19 protein-coding genes are annotated in these 20,849 nt (G+C 57.1%); 14 read left to right on the top strand and 5 right to left on the bottom strand.

What is annotated here, in order from left to right; genetic code table 11:
- The first annotated feature begins 5 nt into the window (after positions 1 to 5).
- Positions 6 to 1,328, top strand: coding sequence for a polygalacturonase PglB (gene pglB, locus NAC44_RS16200; protein ID WP_250942475.1), 1,323 nt, complete (start codon positions 6 to 8; stop codon positions 1,326 to 1,328).
- Between the two features lie 58 nt (positions 1,329 to 1,386).
- Here the strand turns inward: pglB and NAC44_RS16195 are convergent, their stop codons facing one another.
- Entirely contained in the window at positions 1,387 to 2,424 is a 1,038-nt protein-coding gene (locus tag NAC44_RS16195) for a LacI family DNA-binding transcriptional regulator (protein ID WP_250942474.1), read from the bottom strand.
- A 248-nt stretch (positions 2,425 to 2,672) separates the two neighbouring features.
- Here NAC44_RS16195 and guaB point away from each other — a divergent pair, with 248 nt between their 5' ends.
- From guaB to NAC44_RS16140, 11 genes are all read left to right on the top strand, one after another.
- Positions 2,673 to 4,163: an IMP dehydrogenase gene (gene guaB, locus NAC44_RS16190; protein WP_250942473.1), complete on the top strand. Its 1,491-nt coding sequence runs from the start codon at positions 2,673 to 2,675 to the stop codon at positions 4,161 to 4,163.
- 94 nt (positions 4,164 to 4,257) lie between these two features.
- Positions 4,258 to 5,136: a dienelactone hydrolase family protein gene (locus NAC44_RS16185; protein ID WP_250942472.1), complete on the top strand. Its 879-nt coding sequence runs from the start codon at positions 4,258 to 4,260 to the stop codon at positions 5,134 to 5,136.
- A gap of 172 nt (positions 5,137 to 5,308) precedes the next feature.
- On the top strand, positions 5,309 to 6,334 hold the full coding sequence (gene adhP / locus NAC44_RS16180) for an alcohol dehydrogenase AdhP (RefSeq protein WP_250942471.1): 1,026 nt from the start codon (positions 5,309 to 5,311) through the stop codon (positions 6,332 to 6,334).
- Between the two features lie 618 nt (positions 6,335 to 6,952).
- Entirely contained in the window at positions 6,953 to 8,077 is a 1,125-nt protein-coding gene (locus NAC44_RS16175) for a patatin-like phospholipase family protein (RefSeq protein ID WP_250942470.1), read from the top strand.
- A 2-nt stretch (positions 8,078 to 8,079) separates the two neighbouring features.
- Positions 8,080 to 8,820, top strand: coding sequence for an acetoacetate decarboxylase (locus NAC44_RS16170; RefSeq protein WP_250942469.1), 741 nt, complete (start codon positions 8,080 to 8,082; stop codon positions 8,818 to 8,820).
- 15 nt (positions 8,821 to 8,835) lie between these two features.
- Positions 8,836 to 9,618, top strand: a complete 783-nt coding sequence (locus NAC44_RS16165) for a 3-hydroxybutyrate dehydrogenase (RefSeq protein WP_250942468.1) — start codon at positions 8,836 to 8,838, stop codon at positions 9,616 to 9,618.
- 216 nt (positions 9,619 to 9,834) lie between these two features.
- Positions 9,835 to 10,470, top strand: coding sequence for a nucleoside/nucleotide kinase family protein (locus NAC44_RS16160; RefSeq protein ID WP_250942466.1), 636 nt, complete (start codon positions 9,835 to 9,837; stop codon positions 10,468 to 10,470).
- A gap of 501 nt (positions 10,471 to 10,971) precedes the next feature.
- The gene (locus tag NAC44_RS16155; protein WP_250942464.1) at positions 10,972 to 11,487 is read left to right on the top strand and encodes an NUDIX hydrolase; all 516 of its coding nucleotides are present in this window, start codon (positions 10,972 to 10,974) and stop codon (positions 11,485 to 11,487) included.
- A 510-nt stretch (positions 11,488 to 11,997) separates the two neighbouring features.
- Positions 11,998 to 12,735: a 16S rRNA (uracil(1498)-N(3))-methyltransferase gene (locus NAC44_RS16150; RefSeq protein ID WP_250942462.1), complete on the top strand. Its 738-nt coding sequence runs from the start codon at positions 11,998 to 12,000 to the stop codon at positions 12,733 to 12,735.
- Between the two features lie 308 nt (positions 12,736 to 13,043).
- On the top strand, positions 13,044 to 14,417 hold the full coding sequence (locus NAC44_RS16145) for a glutamate--cysteine ligase (RefSeq protein WP_250942460.1): 1,374 nt from the start codon (positions 13,044 to 13,046) through the stop codon (positions 14,415 to 14,417).
- Between the two features lie 196 nt (positions 14,418 to 14,613).
- Positions 14,614 to 15,534, top strand: a complete 921-nt coding sequence (locus NAC44_RS16140) for a DUF937 domain-containing protein (RefSeq protein ID WP_250942458.1) — start codon at positions 14,614 to 14,616, stop codon at positions 15,532 to 15,534.
- A gap of 224 nt (positions 15,535 to 15,758) precedes the next feature.
- Here NAC44_RS16140 and NAC44_RS16135 read toward each other — a convergent pair whose 3' ends face one another.
- On the bottom strand, positions 15,759 to 16,040 hold the full coding sequence (locus tag NAC44_RS16135) for a YjiS-like domain-containing protein (protein WP_250942456.1): 282 nt from the start codon (positions 16,038 to 16,040) through the stop codon (positions 15,759 to 15,761).
- A gap of 289 nt (positions 16,041 to 16,329) precedes the next feature.
- On the opposite strand from NAC44_RS16135, the gene NAC44_RS16130 reads away from it, so the two are divergent.
- Positions 16,330 to 17,283 (top strand): LysR substrate-binding domain-containing protein, encoded by a 954-nt coding sequence (locus NAC44_RS16130; RefSeq protein ID WP_250942454.1) that lies wholly within the window; start codon positions 16,330 to 16,332, stop codon positions 17,281 to 17,283.
- A 53-nt stretch (positions 17,284 to 17,336) separates the two neighbouring features.
- Here the strand turns inward: NAC44_RS16130 and NAC44_RS16125 are convergent, their stop codons facing one another.
- On the bottom strand, positions 17,337 to 17,981 hold the full coding sequence (locus tag NAC44_RS16125) for a TetR/AcrR family transcriptional regulator (RefSeq protein WP_250942452.1): 645 nt from the start codon (positions 17,979 to 17,981) through the stop codon (positions 17,337 to 17,339).
- A 361-nt stretch (positions 17,982 to 18,342) separates the two neighbouring features.
- Between NAC44_RS16125 and NAC44_RS16120 the strand changes: the two genes are divergently transcribed.
- Entirely contained in the window at positions 18,343 to 18,789 is a 447-nt protein-coding gene (locus NAC44_RS16120) for a DoxX family protein (protein WP_250942450.1), read from the top strand.
- Between the two features lie 103 nt (positions 18,790 to 18,892).
- Here NAC44_RS16120 and hisG read toward each other — a convergent pair whose 3' ends face one another.
- A complete protein-coding gene (hisG, locus tag NAC44_RS16115) occupies positions 18,893 to 19,585 on the bottom strand; it encodes an ATP phosphoribosyltransferase (protein ID WP_250942448.1) in 693 nt (230 codons plus the stop codon).
- Positions 19,585 to 20,703 (bottom strand): ATP phosphoribosyltransferase regulatory subunit, encoded by a 1,119-nt coding sequence (locus NAC44_RS16110; protein ID WP_250942446.1) that lies wholly within the window; start codon positions 20,701 to 20,703, stop codon positions 19,585 to 19,587. Before NAC44_RS16110 ends, hisG begins: the two co-directional genes overlap by 1 nt.
- Between the last annotated feature and the right edge of the window lie 146 nt (positions 20,704 to 20,849).

The raw sequence follows: 20,849 nt of genomic DNA, 5'->3' as shown, positions 1-20,849 counted from the left end.
AAGCGATGACAGCGGAGATTGTGGTTGAAGGCGGGGCAAATCTCGGTGAAGCGGCCATTCAGGCGGCAATCGATCAGCTATCGGCGGCAGGTGGCGGGCGCGTTGTTCTGCCATCGGGTCTGCATCTTTGCGGGGCGCTCAGACTGAAATCGCATGTAGAGCTGCATCTTGCCGAAGGGGCGGTGCTGCGGCTTGTGCCGGATTATCAGGCCTATGCCGACAATCGGGTTTCGGTGATCGCCGAGAAATCCGACCGGGGCATGATCGTGGCCCATGGCGCCGACCATATCGCCATCACCGGACCGGGACGGATCGAGGCGGGCGGCGACCATTTCATCATCGGCAATGATGATCTCGTCGGCACCTTCATTCCGGCGGAGTTTCGCCCGCGCGTCATGGTGCTGGAGGATTGCCGCCATGTGCGCCTTGAGGCGCTTTGCGTGGACAATTCACCGATGTGGACGCTGCATTTCGTTCGTTGCGACCATGTCAGCATTCGCCATGTGACGGTCACCAACAATCGCCGCCTGCCCAATACCGACGGCATGGTGCTGGATGCCTGCCGCCATGTGCTGATCGAGGATTGCCGGATCGAAACCGCCGATGACGGCATCTGCCTGAAGACCAGCGCCGGGGCGGATGGCAAGCCGATCGGGCGCTGCGAGGATGTGGTGGTGCGCCGCGCGACGGTGTCGAGCCAGAGCTGCGCCCTGAAGATCGGCACGGAAAGCCATGGCGATGTCAGCGATGTGGTGTTTGAGGATTGCACGGTTGTCGATAGCAATCGCGCCCTTGGCATTTTCTCGCGCGATGGCGGTCATATTTCGAGGGTGCGGTTTTCCCGCATTTCGGTGGCGTGCCATGAAACACCCGATGGCTTCTGGGGCTCGGGCGAGGCGCTGACGGTGACGGTGGTGGACCGGGTCAGCGGCAAGCTTGCCGGTCGCGTCAGCGATGTCACGGTTGAGGATATTTCCGGCCGGATGGAGGGTGCCATCGTTCTGGTTTCGACCTCTGCGGCGGGTCTTCACGGTGTTCGCCTCAGCCGGATCGCTCTCACCCAGCAGCCGGGCGCGCTTGGCACCGGTCTTCGCTACGACCTTCGCCCGACAGAGGCCGATCTTGCGCCGCAACCGGAGGCGGAAGGCCGGGCCAATGCCTGGACGCGCGGGGCCGATGGCCGCATTGTCGGTCTGATCGATTATCCCGGCGGAATGCCTGGTGTCTTCGCCAGCGGTGTCGACGGGCTGGTGCTGGACGCGGTCGGGATCGACCGGCCTGCCATTCTTCCGGAAGGATTCAATCGTGAGGCGATCCTTGTGCACTGAACAGGCGTCACACGCCCTGCAATCTCGTGCTGGAACAAATGCTCGGTGCGGCAGGGTCTCATGATTTTGCCGGGGGCGCAGAGCTGTCGCGCAGCACCAGCTTGCAGCCCAGCTCCAGCCTTTGCGCCGGACGCAGCGGATCATTGGAAACAAGGCGCTGTTCGATCATGTCGAGCGCGGCGGCCCCAAGGCGTGCGCCGGGCAGATGCACGGTCGAAAGCGGCGGCGAGCTGAAGGTGGCTGGCAGAAGATCGTCGCAGCCGAACACCGAAAACTGCCCGGGCACCTTTACCCCGGCGCTCTCCAGCGCTTTCAGGCAGCCCAGCGCCAGATTGTCGGCAGCGCAGAAAATGGCGGTTGCGCCTTTTCGATCCGGATAGGTTTCCAGAAAGCTGCGCATGGCCGCCTCGCCTGCGGAAGGTTCATAGCTTGCGGCTTCAATGATGAAATCCGTCGGGGGCGCAAGGCCCGCGAGAAGAAAGGCATCGATGAAACCGTCATGGCGGCGGCGAATCGTGGTGCGGCCTGCCCATGTCATATGCAGGATGCGGCGATGACCAAGCGACATGAGGTATTCGGTGGCAAGCCTTGCCCCGAAACGGTTCTGCACGGTGATGGTGTCGATGCGCATCGACGGGTCTTCGCCATTGACCAGCACCACCGGAACAGGCAGCTGCAACAACTGACGGATCAGATCGGGCCGGTCGTCATGAATGACCACCACCGCCTGCGGTCTTTCCTCCTGGCAGACGCGCTTCACCCTCGCTGGATCGACCAGCTTGCCGGGGCTGACGCAGGGCACGATGCGCACGGCGCGTTTTTCGCATTCCTCACGCAATCCACCCATCAATGTCCAGTTGACCAGATTGAGATCGTCCTGCCGTGCCGCCTCCTCGGTGATGGCCACAACGATGGAGCGCAGCGCCGTGATCGAGGCCTTGTTGCGGCGCATTTCCAGATAGCCCAGCCGTTGTGCGGCAGCGATCACCCGTTCGCGCACGTCCCGCGTCAGGGGTGCGGTTCCGTTCAGCGCATGCGAGGCTGTGCTGAGTGAGACGCCTGCCTCTTTCGCCACATCCTTCAATCCGATTTTCATGGTCTTTTCCTCCCCCAACGACGCACCGCAAAGCACTGCTCCCGATATGCCTGCGATAGTCCTAGCGTTTTGTCGTTCAAGCCATGCGTGGATGCAAGGTGTTTCATGACGAAACGATGATGCTTTTGCGCTTTCCTTCCTGTCATGAACGTGTTACCAGCCCTCGCCAACTTCCATTTCATGCAAGTGCTCAACGGAAACGATCCTCTTTCCGTAACTCTTGCTTTTTTAAAACGAAGGAAATTGGCATGGCACGCATCGTAATGTCGGCAACCGGCGCGGAAGCGCTTACTTTCGATGATGTCCTTTTGCAGCCGGGACATTCCGAAATCATGCCGGGCGAGACCAATATCGCAACCCGGATCGCCAGGGACATCGATCTTTCGCTGCCCATCATCTCCTCCGCCATGGACACGGTCACGGAAAGCCGTCTTGCGATTGCCATGGCCCAGGCCGGTGGTCTTGGCGTCATTCACCGCAATCTGACGCCGATCGAACAGGCCGAGGAAGTGCGGCAGGTGAAAAAATTTGAAAGCGGCATGGTGGTCAATCCGGTCACCATTCATCCCGATGCCACGCTGGCCGAGGCGCTGTCGCTGATGAAGGCGCATGGCATTTCCGGTATTCCGGTGGTGGAGCAGGGTGGCCGTCCCGGCCGTCTGGTCGGCATTCTCACCAACCGCGACGTTCGTTTTGCCTCCGATCCCTCGCAGAAAATTCATGAACTGATGACCCGCGACAATCTGGTCACCGTCAATGAAAGCGTGGACCAGCAGGAGGCCAAGCGCCTGCTGCACTCCCATCGCATCGAAAAGCTGCTGGTGGTGGATAGCGAGCGCCGCTGCATCGGTCTGATCACCGTCAAGGACATCGAGAAGTCCCAGCTCAACCCCAATGCCGCCAAGGATGCCCAGGGGCGTCTCAGGGTCGCTGCCGCCATTTCCACCGGCAATGACGGTCAGGAACGGGCCGAGCGCCTGATCGATGCCGGTGTCGATATCATCGTCGTCGATACGGCGCATGGCCATTCGCAGAAGGTTCTGGATGCGGTCGCAGCCGTGAAGAAAATGTCGAATTCGGTGCGCATCATTGCCGGCAATGTCGCCACGGGTGCAGGCACGCGCGCGCTGATCGATGCGGGCGCCGACTGCATCAAGGTCGGTATCGGCCCGGGCTCGATCTGCACCACCCGCGTCGTGGCTGGCGTTGGCGTGCCGCAACTGGCCGCCGTCATGGCCTCGGTCGAGGAAGCGGCCAAGCATGGCGTGCCGGTGATTGCCGATGGCGGCATCAAGTTCTCCGGCGATCTGGCCAAGGCGATTGCCGCCGGTGCGTCCGCCGTCATGGTCGGTTCGCTTCTGGCCGGAACCGATGAAAGCCCCGGCGAGGTCTATCTCTATCAGGGCCGCTCGTTCAAGGCCTATCGCGGCATGGGCTCCGTCGGGGCGATGGCGCGCGGCTCCGCCGACCGCTATTTCCAGGCTGAAGTGCGCGATACGCTGAAGCTGGTGCCGGAAGGCATTGAAGGTCAGGTGCCCTATAAGGGGCCGGTCTCGGCGGTTCTGCATCAGCTGGCCGGTGGCCTGAAGGCCGCCATGGGTTATGTCGGCGGCAAGGACATCAGGGACTTTCAGGAGAAGGCGACCTTCGTGCGTATTTCCGGAGCTGGCCTGCGTGAAAGCCATCCGCATGGCGTGACCATTACCCGCGAAAGCCCGAATTATCCGGGCGCTGCATAATATTTGGCCTTTCCCGCGATAAAAGCCCGGATCGTTCTTGGAGGACGGTCCGGGCTTTCTATCTTTATATCCATCCAAACAAGGGAGGATGTGGATGGAAAAGCCGGTAATCACCCAGGCGATGATCGATGCCTATGATGAATATACCCATCTGACGCTCGATCGCCGCGGTTTCATGGAAAAGCTGACAAAGCTTGCCGGATCGGGAGCAGCGGCTGCGGCAATTGCGCCGATGCTGGCGGCCAGTCAGGCGCGCGCGGCGCTGACTGAGGACAATGACGCGCGGCTTCAGACGCAGGCCGTCACATTTTCCGCGCCGAAAGGCGAGATCAAGGCCTATCTCGCCCAGCCGAAAAACCCTGCCGGACCTCTGCCCGGCGTCATCGTCATCCATGAAAATCGCGGGCTCAATCCGCATATTCAGGATGTGACCCGGCGTCTGGCGCTGGAAGGCTTCATGGCGCTTGCCCCGGATTTCTTGAGCCCTCTTGGCGGCACGCCGCAGGATGAGGACAAGGCGCGGCAGATGTTTACCACGCTCGATATGGCAGAGACGGTGCAAAACGCCGTTGCCGCCCAGACCTGGCTTGCCGGGCACAAGGGCGGCAATGGCAAGGTGGGGGCGGTCGGCTTCTGCTGGGGCGGCGGGCTGGTCAACCAGCTTGCGGTTGCCTCACCGACGCTTGGCGCCGGTGTCGCCTATTATGGCATGCAGCCGAAGGCCGATCAGGTGGCGAAGATCAAGGCGCCGCTGATGCTGCATTATGCCGGGCTGGACGAGCGCATCGATGCGGGCATTCCCGCCTATCGCAAGGCGCTGGAAGAAAACGGCAAGAGCTTCGAGATCTTCATCTATGACGGCGTCAACCACGCCTTCAACAACGACACATCCGAAGCCCGTTATGACAAGAAGGCCGCCGACCTTGCCTGGTCGCGGACGATTGCCTTTTTGAAAACCCATCTTGACGGATGACATGACGCTCGCAACCGTCGCAATTGTGATGCAACCGGTGGCGGAAACGCCACCGGCATTGACGTCAATCAAATGAAGCTGCCGTCTTTGCGCCTAATGTTTCCCCATGACCGGTCCTGAGGGCTGGTGCATTCCGTTTGATGTTCAAACAATCGCTTTCATGGAGGAAACAATGGCATCGACAATGAAAGCCGCCGTGGTGCGGGAATTCGGCAAGCCGCTGGTGATCGAGGATGTGCCGATCCCGGAGCCCGGCCCGGGTCAGATTCTGGTGAAATACGAAGCAAGCGGCGTCTGCCACACCGATCTCCATGCGGCCAACGGCGATTGGCCGGTCAAGCCCAATCCCCCTTTCATTCCGGGTCATGAAGGCGTCGGTTACGTAGCGAAACTGGGTTCCGGTGTTTCCCGCATCAAGGAAGGCGACCGGGTTGGCGTGCCGTGGCTGCACACGGCCTGCGGCTGTTGCTCGCCCTGCCGCACGGGCTGGGAAACGCTCTGCGGTTCGCAGCAGAATACCGGCTATTCCGTCAACGGCACCTTTGCCCAATATGGTCTTGCCGATCCCGATTTCGTTGGCCGTCTGCCTGATCATCTCGAGTTTGGTCCCGCAGCGCCGGTGCTCTGCGCCGGTGTGACTGTCTACAAGGGTTTGAAGGAAACCGAGGTGCGCCCCGGCGAATGGGTGGTGATCTCCGGCATTGGCGGTCTTGGCCATATGGCCGTGCAATATGCCAAGGCCATGGGCATGCATGTGGTGGCCGCCGATATTTTCGATGAAAAGCTCGATCTGGCGAAAAAGCTCGGCGCCGACGTGACCGTCAATGGCCGTGCCGCCGATGCGGTGGAACAGGTGCAGAAGGCAACCGGCGGCGTGCATGGCGCGCTGGTGACAGCGGTATCGCCGAAAGCCATGGAGCAGGCCTATGGGTTCTTGCGCTCCAAAGGCACGATGGCGCTGGTTGGTCTGCCGCCGGGCTTCATCTCTCTGCCGGTCTTCGACACCGTTTTGAAGCGCATCACCGTGCGCGGATCGATTGTCGGCACCCGTCAGGATCTGGAAGAGGCGCTGGGCTTTGCCGGAGAAGGCAAGGTTGCCACCCATTTCTCCTGGGACAAGATCGAAAACATCAATGATATTTTCCACCGCATGGAGGAAGGCAAGATCGACGGTCGCATCGTGCTCGATCTTTCGTGAATGTTGCGATGCAGCATTCTTTGCAATGGCACCGGACTGACGCTCGCACACGCATTTTGTACCGCGATTGATCAGAAGGAGAGCGTAAAAACAAAGTGGTAGAGATGAACCTTCTGCCGAGTGACACGGTAATACCGGCCGTAAAGGCTTGAAGTTTAAATCATCTCACTGGATTGTGATAAGGTCGCCAGGTTTTTTCTGGCGACTTTTTTTGTGTCGATTCTGACGATCACGCCAATATGACTGCGATTTAAGGTTTTGTTTTTAAATATCTATAAAACTACACGAATATGAAATTTTAGTCATGTTTGCGATTTTGGCAAAAAACTGGACTCTTTTATGATGGATTTATTGCATTGCGTCATCTTGTTTTGACATCATGCGATGACAACGTCCTTGACCGTGACCCTGCGCAATCCAGCCCGATTGCCTTGGGCCATGATGACGATGATGGCTTTGACTGGGTAAGGCCGGATCTCCGGCAGTTTGAAAGGGCGGTGACGGATTGATGTGCCGCGCTTTGATATAGATTTGCAATTTTTGCGTGTTACGGCATCTGGTATGCGTTCGATGAAATGCAGGAGGCCGTCGGGTTGGTGATGATGGAAGGACAGTTCTGTGGCGAAACAGCATGAAAAAGTCGTTTTGGTTTTTCAGGGCGGAGGAGCACTTGGCGCTTATCAGGCTGGCGCTTATGAAGCCCTGCATGAGGCAGGCATCAGGCCGGACTGGCTGGCAGGAATTTCGATCGGCGCGATCAATTCTGCCATCATCGTTGGCAGTCCGGAAGACAAACGGGTCGAAAATCTGCGCCGCTTCTGGGAGACCGTATCCTCAGGCCTGCAGGGCAATTTGGGCGCCAATGAAGATTATCTGCGCAAGATTTCCAATGAAATGGCGGCCATGACCGGTGCGATCATGGGGGTTCCGGGCTTTTTCACCCCGCGCGCTTCCAAGCCGCTTTCGCTCTTTCTCGATCCGATGGCGCGCATCAGCCTTTATGATACGGCGCCCTTGAAAAAGACCCTGAACGAACTGATCGATTTCGATTTGATCAATGCCGGCAAAACCCGCCTCAGCCTCGGCGCTGTCGATGTGATCAGCGGCAATTTCGCCTATTTCGACAATCTCGACATTGCGTTGAAGGCGGAGCATGTTGCAGCCTCCGGCGCGCTGCCGCCGGGCTTTGCCCCGGTCGAGATCGACGGCAATTATTACTGGGATGGCGGCCTCGTTTCCAATACGCCGCTTCAGGCGGTGCTTTACGATCGCAAGATGGATTCGGACCTGTGCATTTATCAGGTCGATCTGTTCAGCGCCCGTGGCCGGATGCCGAGAGACCTGTTCGATGTGGAATCACGCGAAAAGGAAATTCGCTATTCCAGCCGCACACGTCTTAACACCGATCAGTTCCGGGAAATGCAGAAGGTGCGCATGGCCGCCAAGCGGCTGACGGAGAAACTGCCGCCCGATATGAAGGATGACCCGGATGCGAAGCTTTTGGCGCGCATCGGCAATGATTCGGCTGTGACACTGGTGCATCTGATCCAGCGGCAGGCGGCCTATGACACCCATTCCAAGGATTATGAATTTTCCCGTCGCTCCGTCGAGGAGCACTGGAAGACCGGCTATGACGATGTGATGGAAACTCTGCAGAACCCGGCCTTTATCAACCGCAAGCGCCCGGAAAACGGGATCCAGATTTTCGATCTTGCCGAACAGAGATTGAAAAGGAGATTTTGAAGATGAAAATCGATGATGTTGTCAAAAATGCCTTTGCCATGCCGCTGACCAGCCCGTCCTATCCGCCCGGGCCCTATCGCTTTGTCAATCGTGAATTTCTGGTGATCACCTACCGCACTGACATGGAAAAACTGCGCCGCGTCGTGCCGGAACCGTTGGAAATCGATGAGCCGCTGGTGAAATATGAATTCATCCGCATGCCCGATTCCACCGGCTTTGGCGATTATACCGAGACCGGGCAGGTCATTCCCGTGCGCTTCAATGGCGTCAAGGGCGGCTATGTGCATTCCATGTATCTGAACGACGATGCCCCCATTGCCGGCGGCCGGGAAATCTGGGGCTTTCCGAAGAAGCTGGCCGATCCCAGCCTTTCGGTGGTCAAGGATACGCTGATCGGCACGCTGGATTATACCGGTGTCAGGGTCGCGACCGGCACTATGGGCTATAAACATCGCGCACTTGATCTCGCGACAGTGGAAAAAGGGCTCAAGGAGCCTAATTTCATGCTGAAGATCATTCCGCATGTCGATTGCACGCCGAGAATTTGTGAGCTTGTCCGGTATTATCTCACGGATCTGACGATCAAGGGCGCCTGGGAAGGGCCGGGTGCCTTGCAGCTACATGCTCATGCTCTGGCGCCGGTGGCGGACCTGCCGGTGCTGGAGGTCAAGTCCGCCGTGCATCTTCTGACCGATCTGACCTTGGGTCTCGGCGAAGTTGTTCATGATTATCTGGCTCGCTAAAAAGGAGAATGTCCTATGAAAATCAAAGGTAAAGTCTGTGTTGTCACAGGAGCTGCCAGCGGGATCGGCGCCGAGATCGCCAAGCGATACGTCGAGGAAGGTGCAAGAGTCGTCATTGCCGATCTCAAGGAAGATGCTGCCAGCGAAAAGGCACGTGAACTGACCGCGATGGGACCGGGCGAAGCCATCGGCATCGCCATGGATGTGACCAGCGAGGATGCGGTCAACAGCGGCATTGCCAAGGTTGTCGAAACCTGGGGCCGTGTCGATGTGCTGGTATCCAATGCCGGTATCCAGATCGTTCACAAGATCGAGGACTACCCCTATGCCGACTGGAAGAAAATGCTCGCCATTCATCTCGACGGCGCATTTTTGACCACCAAGGCCTGCGTGCCGCATATGAAGAAACAGGGCGGCGGCGCCATCATCTATATGGGGTCGGTGCATTCGCATGAAGCCTCGCAGTTGAAATCCGCCTATGTCACGGCCAAGCACGGCCTGCTCGGTCTTGCCCGGGTCGTGGCCAAGGAAGGCGGCCAGCATGGCATTCGCAGCAATGTGATTTGCCCGGGCTTCGTGCGCACGCCGCTGGTCGACAAGCAGATCCCTGAACAGGCGGCAACTCTTGGGATTTCCGAAGAAGAGGTGGTGAAAAAGGTCATGCTCGGCGATACGGTCGATGGTGAATTCACCACCGTGCAGGATGTCGCCGAAGTGGCGCTCTTCCTCGCCGGCTTCGAGACCAATGCGCTGACGGGCCAGTCAATCATCGTCAGCCATGGCTGGTTCATGAATTAAACCATGTCGCGGTATTGCCATCACGGTAGTCTTTGAGACAAACACGTCACAGGCTGCTGAAAAACAAGGCGGGCGATCAATGGTCTCGTGATCTGAGAGAGCCAAAATATCGCATTCGCAGCCTGTCGCGCTTCATTGTGCTCAATGAACCGCGACAGGCTGTTGTTTTTTATGCAGGATGCAGGATCGGGATCGACAGGCAGAGAAGGCATATCGATGGAACTTGAAACCATGGCCACTATTGTCGCCAACAGGGCGCGTGATCTCTATGCGGGCCGGCGGATCATGCTGGGTGTTGCCGGGGCTCCGGGCTCTGGAAAGTCTACCCTTGCCGAGGCTGTTGTCGACATGCTGAATGCCGGGCAGCCCGAACTGGCTGCTGTTTTTCCCATGGACGGATTTCATTTTGACGATGCGGTGCTCAGACAACTGGGGCGTCTGCCCTATAAAGGCGCCATCGATACTTTCGATGTTCATGGCTTGCGCCATTGTCTGCAACGATTGAAAGACAATCGCGAGGATGTTGTTGCCGTGCCGGTTTTTGACCGGGCAATTGAAATTGCCCGCGCCGGCGGGCGATTGATCCCTCAGGGCACGGGCATCATCGTCTGTGAGGGAAATTATCTGCTGATGCGTCAACCGCCATGGGACAGGATCAAGCCGATCTTCGATCTCACCGTGCTGGTGGATGTCGATCAAGAGGAGTTGCGTCGCCGGTTGCGCCATCGCTGGGAAGGTTATGGGCTTGACGAGGAAGCAGTTGTGCACAAACTCGATCACAACGATCTGCCCAATGGAATATCGGTGATGGAAGGCAGTGCAGAGCCGGATATAAGGCTGAAGGTGATGTGACGGAGAGAGGGTCGCGAGCGCTTTTATCTGTTTTGTCTTACCACATGCGCCGGTCTTCCGGCCCTGGCATGGCGCCATGAGCCTCGCTCGAGATCATGGGAGCCATGCATTTTTCCTCAATTGACATTTGCTACTTGAGTTCCTCATTATTGATTAAATTCGACTCATAGTTTTAAGATTGAATTTTTGCCATCTGGTCCTGTTTCATATCCATGACCGGTGATCATGCATTTGTGATTGTTAGAGCATCGGCCGAAAAGGGGGAGCCTGTTTTCGGAAACATCCGATGTTCTAGAGATAACGGCACTGTTGGTTCAATAAAAAACACACAGTCCTGTGATGAGTGCAGGATCGCTCGCCAGGGTAGATTAAATTTGACATATTGTGTTGGAAACGATTCCATTGGCAAGAAAGCCACAAGAAGAAAACGATCTCGCTGGTTCAGTCAGAACCTGTAAAGAGACAGACGGATATGGAGTATTGCCAGTGCCTGCTGCACGCATGATAAAGGCTGACCTGCAGACGGCGTCGAGAGAGGCCGCGCAACAGCAATTTGGCGCCATCTGCTACAGATCGTGCGATACCGGGAAAGCGTGCGATACCGGGAAAGACGGTGTCGAGGTCTTGCTGATCACCAGCCGCGATACCGGTCGCTGGGTTATTCCCAAGGGCTGGCCGATGGGCAACAAGAAATCCCATGCCGTTGCACAGCGTGAAGCTTATGAGGAGGCAGGCGCGAAAGGTCATGTTTCCAAGAAATCCACTGGCAGCTATGTGTATGACAAGCGCCTGAAGGATGGCAGCAGTGTTGTCTGCGAAGTGCAGGTCTTTCTGTTGCAGGTTCACGACATGCTGGGAGATTATCCGGAAAAGGGAGCACGCAGCCTCGCCTGGGTGACATGCGACGAGGCAGCCCGTCGTGTGCAGGAGCCAGACCTGAAGCGGCTGTTTTTGCACCTCTCAGCCAATCCACCGAAAATTCGCCCGCCGAAGCTGCCAATTTCCGCCGATGATTAGAGCAGTGTCCCGAGAAAAGTGTGAAACGGTTTTCCGTCCGGAATTGCGTAAAAACAAGGAGTTAGAGCATCGTGCGATCACTATGATGCATTCTGTTTGCTCAAACTTGCCGTGATTGAAAAGTGCTAAAAAGCGTTGCACATGGCTTATTAGCGCCGTTTTGGGCAGTTTTACTCCCCCAACGACCTTCATTCTCAGCTGCACCTGACTGTTTCAGCCGCATGAACGTTATCGTTTTATTGAGGACAATAGAGCGCCGTGCGCCCAATATGGCGCACAAAACTCGCTGTAACACGTGTCGTCTGCTGCATCATTTTCACCTTCAATCTCACCCGATTTCAGGAATGATGCCGTAAACGCGACATGCTCTCAGTTTTTGTTTACGCATCGGATTTTTCCGAAAACCGGTTTCCCCTTTTCGGTCGATGCTTTAGAGCAGTTCCAGGATAACCGTTTCATGCTTATCTGAGGACAATGCTTTAAAGCGCCATGCCAGAAGGGATACTGCGTATGCGGGCAAATTACCGGATGCAACGGCTTTTCGTCGAAGCGGATCTTGCCGTGTCGGAGCCCATTCAGGCAACTGCCGAACAATATAACTATCTTGCCAATGTGCTGCGTCTTGGTGAGGCAGATGAGGTTCTTCTGTTCAATGGCCGCGATGGTGAGTGGAAGGCGAGCCTGCATTTTCCCACACGCAAGCGCCTGAGCATGACGCCGCAGGAACAGACGCGACCGCAACCGGCCTTGCCCGATCTGGTGTTTCTTTTTGCCCCGCTCAAAGTCGGGCGCATGGATTATCTGATCCAGAAGGCGGTGGAAATGGGGGCCGGATTGCTTCAGCCGGTCATCACCCAGCATGTTCAGGGCAAGATCACCAGTCTGGAGCGTTTGCAGGCCAATGCCGTGGAGGCGGCTGAGCAATGCGGTATTCTTGCCGTTCCGACGGTGGCTGCGCCCCTCAGGCTGAAGGACCTGCTGGAGGTGTGGGATCATCAGCGCCGCATCCTCTTTTGTGACGAGGACAGCGCCACCAACAATCCGGTTGATGCGTTGCGAGCCATCAAAGATACAAAGATCGCGTTGCTCGTCGGGCCAGAAGGCGGGTTTTCCGAGGATGAGCGCGGTTTGCTGCGGGCTCTGGACTTCGTCACGCCCATCCCTCTTGGCCCCCGTATTTTGCGCGCCGATACGGCCGCCGTTGCCGCGCTTGCGGTTGTGCAGGCCATGATTGGAGACTGGAGATAGCCAGGGGGCCTGCCGGTCGTCTCTCTCCCCTGCAGCGCGTTTTGTGCGCCATATATGGCGCACAACGCTGTAACGGAAGCGATTTTTCTCTGCATCGTTCAACAGGATTGAACGGGTCTTTCGCAAAATTTGCTTGCGCCTTGACCGCCTTCAGCCCTATCACGCAAGCGGTCTGTCTGAAGGGATAGACAACCAGCGGACGGTTTTTGCGAAAGCGCCTTCCGCTGTTGTTTTATCCAGCATTGTCTGCCCAAAGCCGCGTGGGCAGAATTTAGAACGGATCGCAGGCAAGCAACAGGGTTCTCTCCATGGCTCGTGATACCACTGACGATACGCCGCTGACGTCCCATCAGGAACTGGTCGATTATATCGCCGGCGGATGCAAGCCGAAAGAAAGCTTCCGTATCGGGACCGAGCATGAAAAATTCGGCTTTTACCGGCACGATCTGACGCCGGTGCCTTATGAGGGCGAAACCGGCATTGGCAGTATTTTGAGCGCCATGCAGGCCCGTCTCGGCTGGGAACCGATCATCGATGGTGGCCATATCATCGGCCTTGCCGGCGGCAGCGGCGAAGGGGCGATCTCCATCGAACCCGGCGGCCAGTTCGAACTTTCAGGCGCCGCATTTGCCAGCCTGCACGACACCGCCGAGGAAACCCGCCATCATCTGGAACTTGTGGCGGAGATCACGCAGCCCATGGGCATCGGCTTTCTCGGCATGGGGGCAAGCCCGCTGTGGAGCCTGGCGGAAACGCCGGTGATGCCAAAATCCCGTTATGCGATCATGACGCGCTATATGCCGAAAGTCGGTACATCCGGCCTCGACATGATGTATCGGACATCGACCATTCAGGTAAATCTGGATTTTTCCTCCGAAGAGGATATGTGCCGGAAATTGCGCGTATCGATGCGGTTGCAGGCTTTGGCAACGGCATTGTTTGCCGCCTCGCCCTTTACCGAGGGACGGCCAAACGGATTGTTGTCCTGGCGCGGCGAAATCTGGCGCGATACCGACAATCAGCGAGCCGGTCTTCTGCCCTTTGTGTTCGGGAAAAAATTCGGTTTTGCCGATTATGTCGACTGGGCGCTCGACGTGCCGATGTATTTCGTCATGCGCAATGGCCGTTACCATGATTGCACCCATATCACCTTCCGGCAGTTTATGCAGGGGGCGCTGAAGGGTGAGATCGAGGCCTGGCAGCCGACGATGGGCGACTGGACCAATCATCTCGGCACGCTTTTCCCTGATGTGCGGATGAAGCGGTTTCTGGAAATGCGCGGTGCCGATTGCGGTCCAATCAGCCATATCACCGCGCTTTCCGCCTTCTGGGTCGGGCTGCTTTACGATGATGCTGCGCTGGAAGCGGCTGACCGGCTGACGGCGGATTGGGATTATGCTGCCGTCTCGGCCTTCAGAAGTGCCGTTCCGGTGGAAGGGCTGAAAGCGCGCATAGCAGGCCGCAGTGCCGCCGAGATTGCCCGTGACGTGCTCGCCATTTCCCGAAGCGGTCTTGTCTCCCGGGGCCGCCTTGATGCGCAGGGCCGTGACGAAAGCTGTTATCTTGAGCCGATCGAGGCCATTGCCGCGACAGGCATCAGCGTGGCGGAAACGATGCTTTCCCGTTATGCCGGAGACTGGGGCGGCAGGATCGAGCCGGTTTTCACGGATTATCGCTACTGATCGTATCGGCTTCTCTCACAGCAAACGTCATGGCTGTATCCGTCCCACAGTGAGCCGGATCGGCAAATTGCCCGGTTTTGGCGCAAGCCCCTTGTGAATGTTGTGAAAAAATCCGTTTCCTGATGCAACTTTCCAGTTATAGTGCGTTTAAATGCCATAATGGCAAGGATGCCCCTCTCGCTGGAAAGCAACGCCGATGATGCCTTTGTTCGACATGATGCTCAAAGCCCAGGACGGGGCCGCCATGGATATGATGGCGCGGCAATTCGGCCTGGCGCAGGAGCAGGTTACGCAGGCGGTTGCAGCGCTGACACCGGCTTTTTCCTTTGGCCTGAAGCGCGCCGCGGACAATCCGGCCGATCTGGCCGGTTTGTTTTCCTCGCTCTCCAAAGGCAATTATGCACAGTATTTTGAGGATCTGGGCAGGGTGTTTACCCCGCAGGGGATTGCCGACGGCAATCATGTGTTGCAGCAATTGTTCGGTAGCAAGGAGATGTCGCGCGCCATTGCCGCCCAGGCGGCGCAGGTTACCGGTGTCGGGCAGGACATTCTCAAGCAGATGATGCCGGTGATGGCCGATACGCTGATGGGCGGGTTGTTCAAGCAGAGCCTCCGGCAGATGCAGGATGCCCAGACCGTGTTTTCCACCCTGCCAATGGGGCCGATGATCCAGCAATGGCTTGAGTCGGCGGGGTTTGCCCCAAAGCCGCAGCGAACCTCTTCGCTGCCGTTTGATAATCCATTTTTCACGGCATGGCGGGAGATGATGGGTGTGGAAGCCGCCAAGCCCGAACAGCAGCCCGCCAATCCCTTTCTCGACAATCCCATTGCCAAGGCCTGGCAGGAGATGATGCAGATCTCTCTCGGCCAGCCGCGCCAGCCGGAAAAGCCCAAGCCAACGCCGCAGGCCGAGGCGCGTCAGGCCATGGTGGATGCTGTCAGCGGTCTCTTCGACAGCGGTCTTGAAATGCAGAAATCCTACCAGTCCAGCATGGAAAAGATTTTCGAGACCTATATGAAAGGTCCGGCACAGGCGGAAGCCAGCTCTGGTGAGGTTGCCGGCCATGAAGCCACAGCCGGTTCGCGCCGCGGCAATGGTAAAGGTTCTGCCGACTGAGATTGTTGCTTTCGCCGATCTCATAAACCGCCAGATTCAAAATGACGGAAGAAGGCGGCAAGCGATGATAAAAAGGCCCGGCAAAGCTATGGCTTTACCGGGCAAAAGCAGGGCCGATTGGCTGTAGCCCTGCGGGGATTTCGGCATGGCTCGCAAACCATGAGACGGATTTGCGAGATTAATATGTAAAAACAACAGCTTGAACTGCAAAGCCCGTTGCTTTCCTATCCAAGGCTGAGAGAGGAATGCTTGCTTTTCTGTTCGACACGCAGGCTCAGACGGTGTGACGGATCGCTCAGAAATCCACAGGCGAGGTCATGTTCCAGCTCCGCGCGTGTCAGACCCAGATCATTCAGAAGAGAGTCATCCAGATCGCGCAGACGGATAATGTCGCGGCGATTGAGGTAGCTGCGCAGGATCGACACGGCCTTAAGCCAGGGCTGCATCCGCAGGATGGTCCTTGATGGGTTCTTGCGATGATAAAGGCTCTGCTCAATCGTTGTCATGCTCTGCTCCTCTTACGGCATGAAGAAAGCCTCGCTAACGAAGCCTTGCGGCCCTGTGCAGTCTATCCAGCCCACACAGAATGCCGTCCTATTGTCTGTTTTTGAGCGCAAGCCGCCTCTTGTCGCGCGCCCTCTCAAAGGATGATGCGTGACGTGTGGCAGTGTATCGATGGTCTTGCGCTGTGAAAGATTTTCAACTGATTTGATGGGGAGACTATGTGTGATTTTGATTGATCATACCAACGAATGTTTCTAATGATATGCATCAATCCATCTGATAGGTGACACCATGACAGCGGCGCTTGACATTGACCAGTTGCAAACTTTTGTCGCCATCGTGGATACGGGCAGTTTTACCAAAGCGGCGGATCGTGTGTTCAAGACGCAATCGGCGGTGTCCATGCAGATGCGCCGGCTTGAGGAGCGCGTGGGAAAACAGCTCTTCGTCAAGGACGGGCGCGGCAACCGGCTGACGGCTGAGGGTGAGAAGCTGTTGAATTATGCCCGGCGAATCATTCGCCTCAACAGCGAGGCGATTGCTGCCTTTGATGATAATCGTCTGGAAGGAAGCTTGAAAATTGGCACGCCGGATGATTATGCCGACCGTTATATGCCGGAAATCATTGGTCGTTTTGCCAAGACACACCCGAATGTCGAGCTTTATATCGTCTGTGAGCCTTCGGCCAGTCTGGCGGAAAAAATGACCCGGGGCGAGCTTGATATTGCGCTGGTCACGCATAATCCGGCAGCGCGATCCTCGCATGTTGTGCGCACGGAACCGTTATGCTGGGTGGCGTCGGCCAATCATCCCTTGCCGGAAGATGCGCCGGTACCGCTTGCCGTTGGCCGTCGCGATTGTAACTGGCGCCAGCTTGCCTGCTCGGCGCTGGATGCGGATGGTCGCGGCTATCAGATCCTGTTCACCAGCTGGTCTTCAACCGTGGTCGCTGCGGCCGTTCTTGCAGGAATGGCCGTTTCTGTGCTGCCGGAATCGGCGCTCAGAACGGGCATGAAAATCCTGACGTCCGCTGAAGGTTTTCCGCCCCTGCCGCCGGTGCAGATCGGCATCATGAAACGGCCGGGACTGTCATCGTCTCTCAGCAATGCCATTACCGACCATATTTCGGCCTGTCTCGACAACATCTCACCGGCTGCGGTTGAGGATGACATCGAAACGGAAATCAAGGGACATGCCCGCTATTATCCCCGCTTGCGGGCAGGGCATATCATTCCAGGCTGGTGACGGCTGCAGAATGAGACAGAGAGCATAAGCTTGATCAGGCCGGTCGGCGATCATCATGATTGGCCGATAGGGGCCGGGCTTGCGCGAAACAGCATGTCACAGGCAATGATTTTCCAGTCTTCGATCAGCCGGCTGTCGTCTTCCGCGTCGGAGACACTGCGAAAAACGGACCCTGTCAGCATGGTGACGAGACATAGGCGCCGATGCTTGGCCGCGTCCTCTTCCTGAACGAGAAAAGGCTCTAGAAATTTGAAGGCCGTCTGGCTTATTTTTTCCTGATAATCCTGGCGAATGTGCCGCAATTCCGGGTCGCTGGAGGCGGCGATCCATAATTCCCGGTAGACGGGATTGCGACGATGCAACACGGCTCCTTGAACAATAAGGGACGCAACTTCGCGATGCGCCTCATCAGCATTTCGAATCGCCTGTAACCTGATTTTAATATATTCAATCATTAAATTTAGGTGATGCTCAATAAGAGCCTTCATGATTGCCGCTTTTTCTGGAAAGAATTGATAGAGCGAACCCACAGGTATGCCAGCATTGGTCGCGATATCTGTCATCTTCAGATGAATAAAACCATGTTCAGCCAATAGTTGTTCGGCTGTCATGAGTATCTTTTTGAAACGCTGTATACTGCGTTGTTGTTTCGGTTGTTTTCGCGGATCTATCCGCGATCCTTCCTTCGGCAAAGACATCGCCGCTCCTGCCCCTTGTATTGGAGGATTCTGCTCACATCATGTGAAACATGAAATAATCGCTTAGAGGAAGGCCGTTCAAAATTGATTAATGAAAAGGAGTTAATTTGCACTGAATTTTGATTGTTTAACCATCTGCTGGCGGCTGAAACTGTTCCGTTTCGATCCGGTTGCGGCGCATTTATCTGTGTTTGCCAGCACCGTGTTTTTAAAATGATGAGTGTTCTTTTGAGGATTTAGCAGAGCGATTTACATCGTTCATTATAAATGAACGTTTTGTGCATTTATTGCTATATTTCATTGACAATCGGTCTGCATTAATCTGGCGCCAGTGAATTTGCCCAGATCATAGGAGCTGACCATGTCCAGTGCCAATAATGCGATCATTCTGGTCGCGCGCATTCTTCTTTCCGCCATCTTCATTCTGTCCGGCTTTGGCAAACTGACGGATCCGGCAGGCACCGCCAGTATGATTTCTCAGGCCGGTTTGCCGATGGCCTCTGTTCTTGCCTATCTGGCTGGTATTTTCGAGCTTGTGAGCGGGCTTTGCGTTCTCACCGGTTTTCAGACGCGGCTGGTCGGCTGGGCGCTGGCGCTTTTCTGCCTTGTCACCGGCGCGATCTTTCATGCGCATCCGATTTCCGTTCCGGGCTTTCCCGATGCGGCCAACGGCTATCTGAGTACGATGAACCAGATCATGTTCATGAAGAACATCACCATGGCTGGCGCTTATATCCTGCTTGCCACCTATGGGGCAGGCGCCTATTCGCTGGATGCCCGCCGCAGCCATCGCCCTGCGCTGGCCTGAATAGAAAGATTTTCTGCTGACAAGCATGAGAAAACCCGCCGCCTTGTGTGGCGGGTTTTTCATGATGCCTGATGTGGGAAAGTGTAAGTGGCTTGCGGCCCGCTTACAAAACCGCCCTGACGGCGTCGATGATCCGCCCAATGGCCGGATTGCCGTCATGCTCGGGCTTGCGGGCGCGCACCAGGCAGGCCTCGGAGCGCAGGATCACCCCATCCTCAAGAATTTTCAGATGATTGGCCCTGAGCGTCGAGCCTGTCGAGGTAATGTCGACGATGATATCGGCCTGTCCGGCAGCCGGTGCGCCTTCGGTGGCGCCAAGGCTTTCGACGATACGGTAAAGCTGGATGCCGTGCTGGCGAGAGAAGAACTGTTGCGTCAGCCGGTTATATTTGGTGGCAATCGCCAGACGCCGCCCATGGCGTGTGCGGAAATCGGCGGCCACATCGCCCAGATCGGCCATGCTGTCGACATCGAGCCAAAGCTCGGGCACGGCAACGACAACATCGGCATGGCCGAAGCCGAGGCGGGCGGCAATCTCCATTTTCAGATCGGCATCGGCTAGTTCCTCGCGCACCAGATCCTCGCCGGTGACGCCGAAATCCACCGTGCCATTGCCAATCTCGCGGGAAATTTCCGAGGCCGAGAGAAAGGCGATATCGATATCCTCACCCTCGACCCGGCCGCGATAGGAGCGATCGCTGCCGATGGTGACGATGGGCATGCCCGCGCGGGCAAAAATCGCCGAGGCGTCGTCTTTCATCCGGCCCTTGGAGGGCAGTCCAATGGTGATGGTCATCAGCAGGCCCTCGCCTGTTCGATACGGTCGAGCCACAGGGCAAAGCCAACGGCGGGAATAGGGTCTTTGGCGCCGAGAAGCGTCATCAGCCGGTCAAAGCGTCCACCGCCCGCCAGCACGGCGGAGGTGTTCTTCTGGCAGACTTCAAACACGAGACCGGTATAATAATCCAGCGGGCGACCGAAGGCGGCGCGATAGGTCATGCGCTCAAGATCAAGCCCCAGATCGGCCATGGCCGCAATCCGCTGTTCAAAATGCTCAAGGGCCGTCTCAAGCTTCAGACCGCTTGTCCCGGCAAAATTGGCAAGAGCCGACACCGCCTTGGACAGCGGTGCTTCCAGCGCCAGAAAGCGCTTGAGCAGGGTAAGGGCCGCCTCATCCAGCCGGATTTCGGTGAGCGCCTGTTTTTCCAGTAGCCGCCGGGCAATGTCGCGCGGGCTGCGGCTGGCATTGGTCAAATAGCCGGTTTCCTGCATGGTGCGCTCCAGTGAGGCGATCAGCCCGGCCTCGTCTCTGGCGGCAACCATGGCCTTGATCTCGTCGGCAAGACCCGCGCCATTTTGCGGACTGGCCAGCCTGTCGAGCAACTGTGTCAGATGGGTGCTGTCGCCAAAGGCATGGATCAGCCGTTTCTGCCAGCCTTGCGGCAGACCAAGTGCCTGCACCACGGCCTCGAACACGCCCTGATCACCAAGCGTCACTGTCAGGGCGCGGCCCGGCAGCAGATGGCGCAGAATATCGACGGCGTCATTGACGGCGCGGGCATCCGCCTTTGCCGTCTCCGGCTCGCCAAGATCTTCAAGACCGGCCTGATAAAACTCATTGGCGCCATCGCGGCGCTGACGGAACACCTCGCCCAGATAGGCATAGCGTTTCGGTGTGCCGGTGGCCGAGGCGATATGATTGAGGCAGACGGGAATGGTGAATTCCGGCCTGAGACACAGGCTTTCACCGGTCTCACTGGCGGTCAGAAAAATCCGCCGCCGCAAATCCTCGCCCGCCATGTCGAGAAAAGGCTCGGCAGGCTGGATCACCGGCGTATCGACACGGGCAGCCCCGCGCGCGGCAAAATCATCAAGGAGTGCACCGGCAAAATCCGGCATATTGATCAATGGCATGGATAAGCCCGGTTTTTATGTCGTTCGGGACCATCCGAACACCATCCTTTGACGCTGATGTCAATGATGGGTCTGGCTATGCTGCCATTTTTTATAGGCGAGAAAACCGCCAGCCAGCACGAGCAGGCCAAGCGGCATGATCGTAT

This window comes from Allorhizobium sonneratiae, from assembly GCF_023700755.1.
GTDB classification, from domain to species: Bacteria; Pseudomonadota; Alphaproteobacteria; order Rhizobiales; family Rhizobiaceae; genus Allorhizobium; species Allorhizobium sonneratiae.
The sequence above is the reverse complement of the archived record's forward strand: the minus strand, read 5'-3'. Positions and strand labels throughout refer to the sequence as shown.

Excerpts from the sequence above, each read along its gene's own strand:
- pglB (WP_250942475.1), top strand. The coding sequence starts at position 6 with ATGACAGCGGAGATTGTGGTTGAAGGCGGGGCAAATCTCGGTGAAGCG.
- NAC44_RS16195 (WP_250942474.1), bottom strand. The coding sequence starts at position 2,424 with ATGAAAATCGGATTGAAGGATGTGGCGAAAGAGGCAGGCGTCTCACTC.
- guaB (WP_250942473.1), top strand. The coding sequence starts at position 2,673 with ATGGCACGCATCGTAATGTCGGCAACCGGCGCGGAAGCGCTTACTTTC.
- NAC44_RS16185 (WP_250942472.1), top strand. The coding sequence starts at position 4,258 with ATGGAAAAGCCGGTAATCACCCAGGCGATGATCGATGCCTATGATGAA.
- adhP (WP_250942471.1), top strand. The coding sequence starts at position 5,309 with ATGGCATCGACAATGAAAGCCGCCGTGGTGCGGGAATTCGGCAAGCCG.
- NAC44_RS16170 (WP_250942469.1), top strand. The coding sequence starts at position 8,080 with ATGAAAATCGATGATGTTGTCAAAAATGCCTTTGCCATGCCGCTGACC.
- NAC44_RS16165 (WP_250942468.1), top strand. The coding sequence starts at position 8,836 with ATGAAAATCAAAGGTAAAGTCTGTGTTGTCACAGGAGCTGCCAGCGGG.
- NAC44_RS16160 (WP_250942466.1), top strand. The coding sequence starts at position 9,835 with ATGGAACTTGAAACCATGGCCACTATTGTCGCCAACAGGGCGCGTGAT.
- NAC44_RS16155 (WP_250942464.1), top strand. The coding sequence starts at position 10,972 with ATGATAAAGGCTGACCTGCAGACGGCGTCGAGAGAGGCCGCGCAACAG.
- NAC44_RS16150 (WP_250942462.1), top strand. The coding sequence starts at position 11,998 with ATGCGGGCAAATTACCGGATGCAACGGCTTTTCGTCGAAGCGGATCTT.
- NAC44_RS16145 (WP_250942460.1), top strand. The coding sequence starts at position 13,044 with ATGGCTCGTGATACCACTGACGATACGCCGCTGACGTCCCATCAGGAA.
- NAC44_RS16140 (WP_250942458.1), top strand. The coding sequence starts at position 14,614 with ATGATGCCTTTGTTCGACATGATGCTCAAAGCCCAGGACGGGGCCGCC.
- NAC44_RS16135 (WP_250942456.1), bottom strand. The coding sequence starts at position 16,040 with ATGACAACGATTGAGCAGAGCCTTTATCATCGCAAGAACCCATCAAGG.
- NAC44_RS16130 (WP_250942454.1), top strand. The coding sequence starts at position 16,330 with ATGACAGCGGCGCTTGACATTGACCAGTTGCAAACTTTTGTCGCCATC.
- NAC44_RS16125 (WP_250942452.1), bottom strand. The coding sequence starts at position 17,981 with ATGTCTTTGCCGAAGGAAGGATCGCGGATAGATCCGCGAAAACAACCG.
- NAC44_RS16120 (WP_250942450.1), top strand. The coding sequence starts at position 18,343 with ATGTCCAGTGCCAATAATGCGATCATTCTGGTCGCGCGCATTCTTCTT.
- hisG (WP_250942448.1), bottom strand. The coding sequence starts at position 19,585 with ATGACCATCACCATTGGACTGCCCTCCAAGGGCCGGATGAAAGACGAC.
- NAC44_RS16110 (WP_250942446.1), bottom strand. The coding sequence starts at position 20,703 with ATGCCATTGATCAATATGCCGGATTTTGCCGGTGCACTCCTTGATGAT.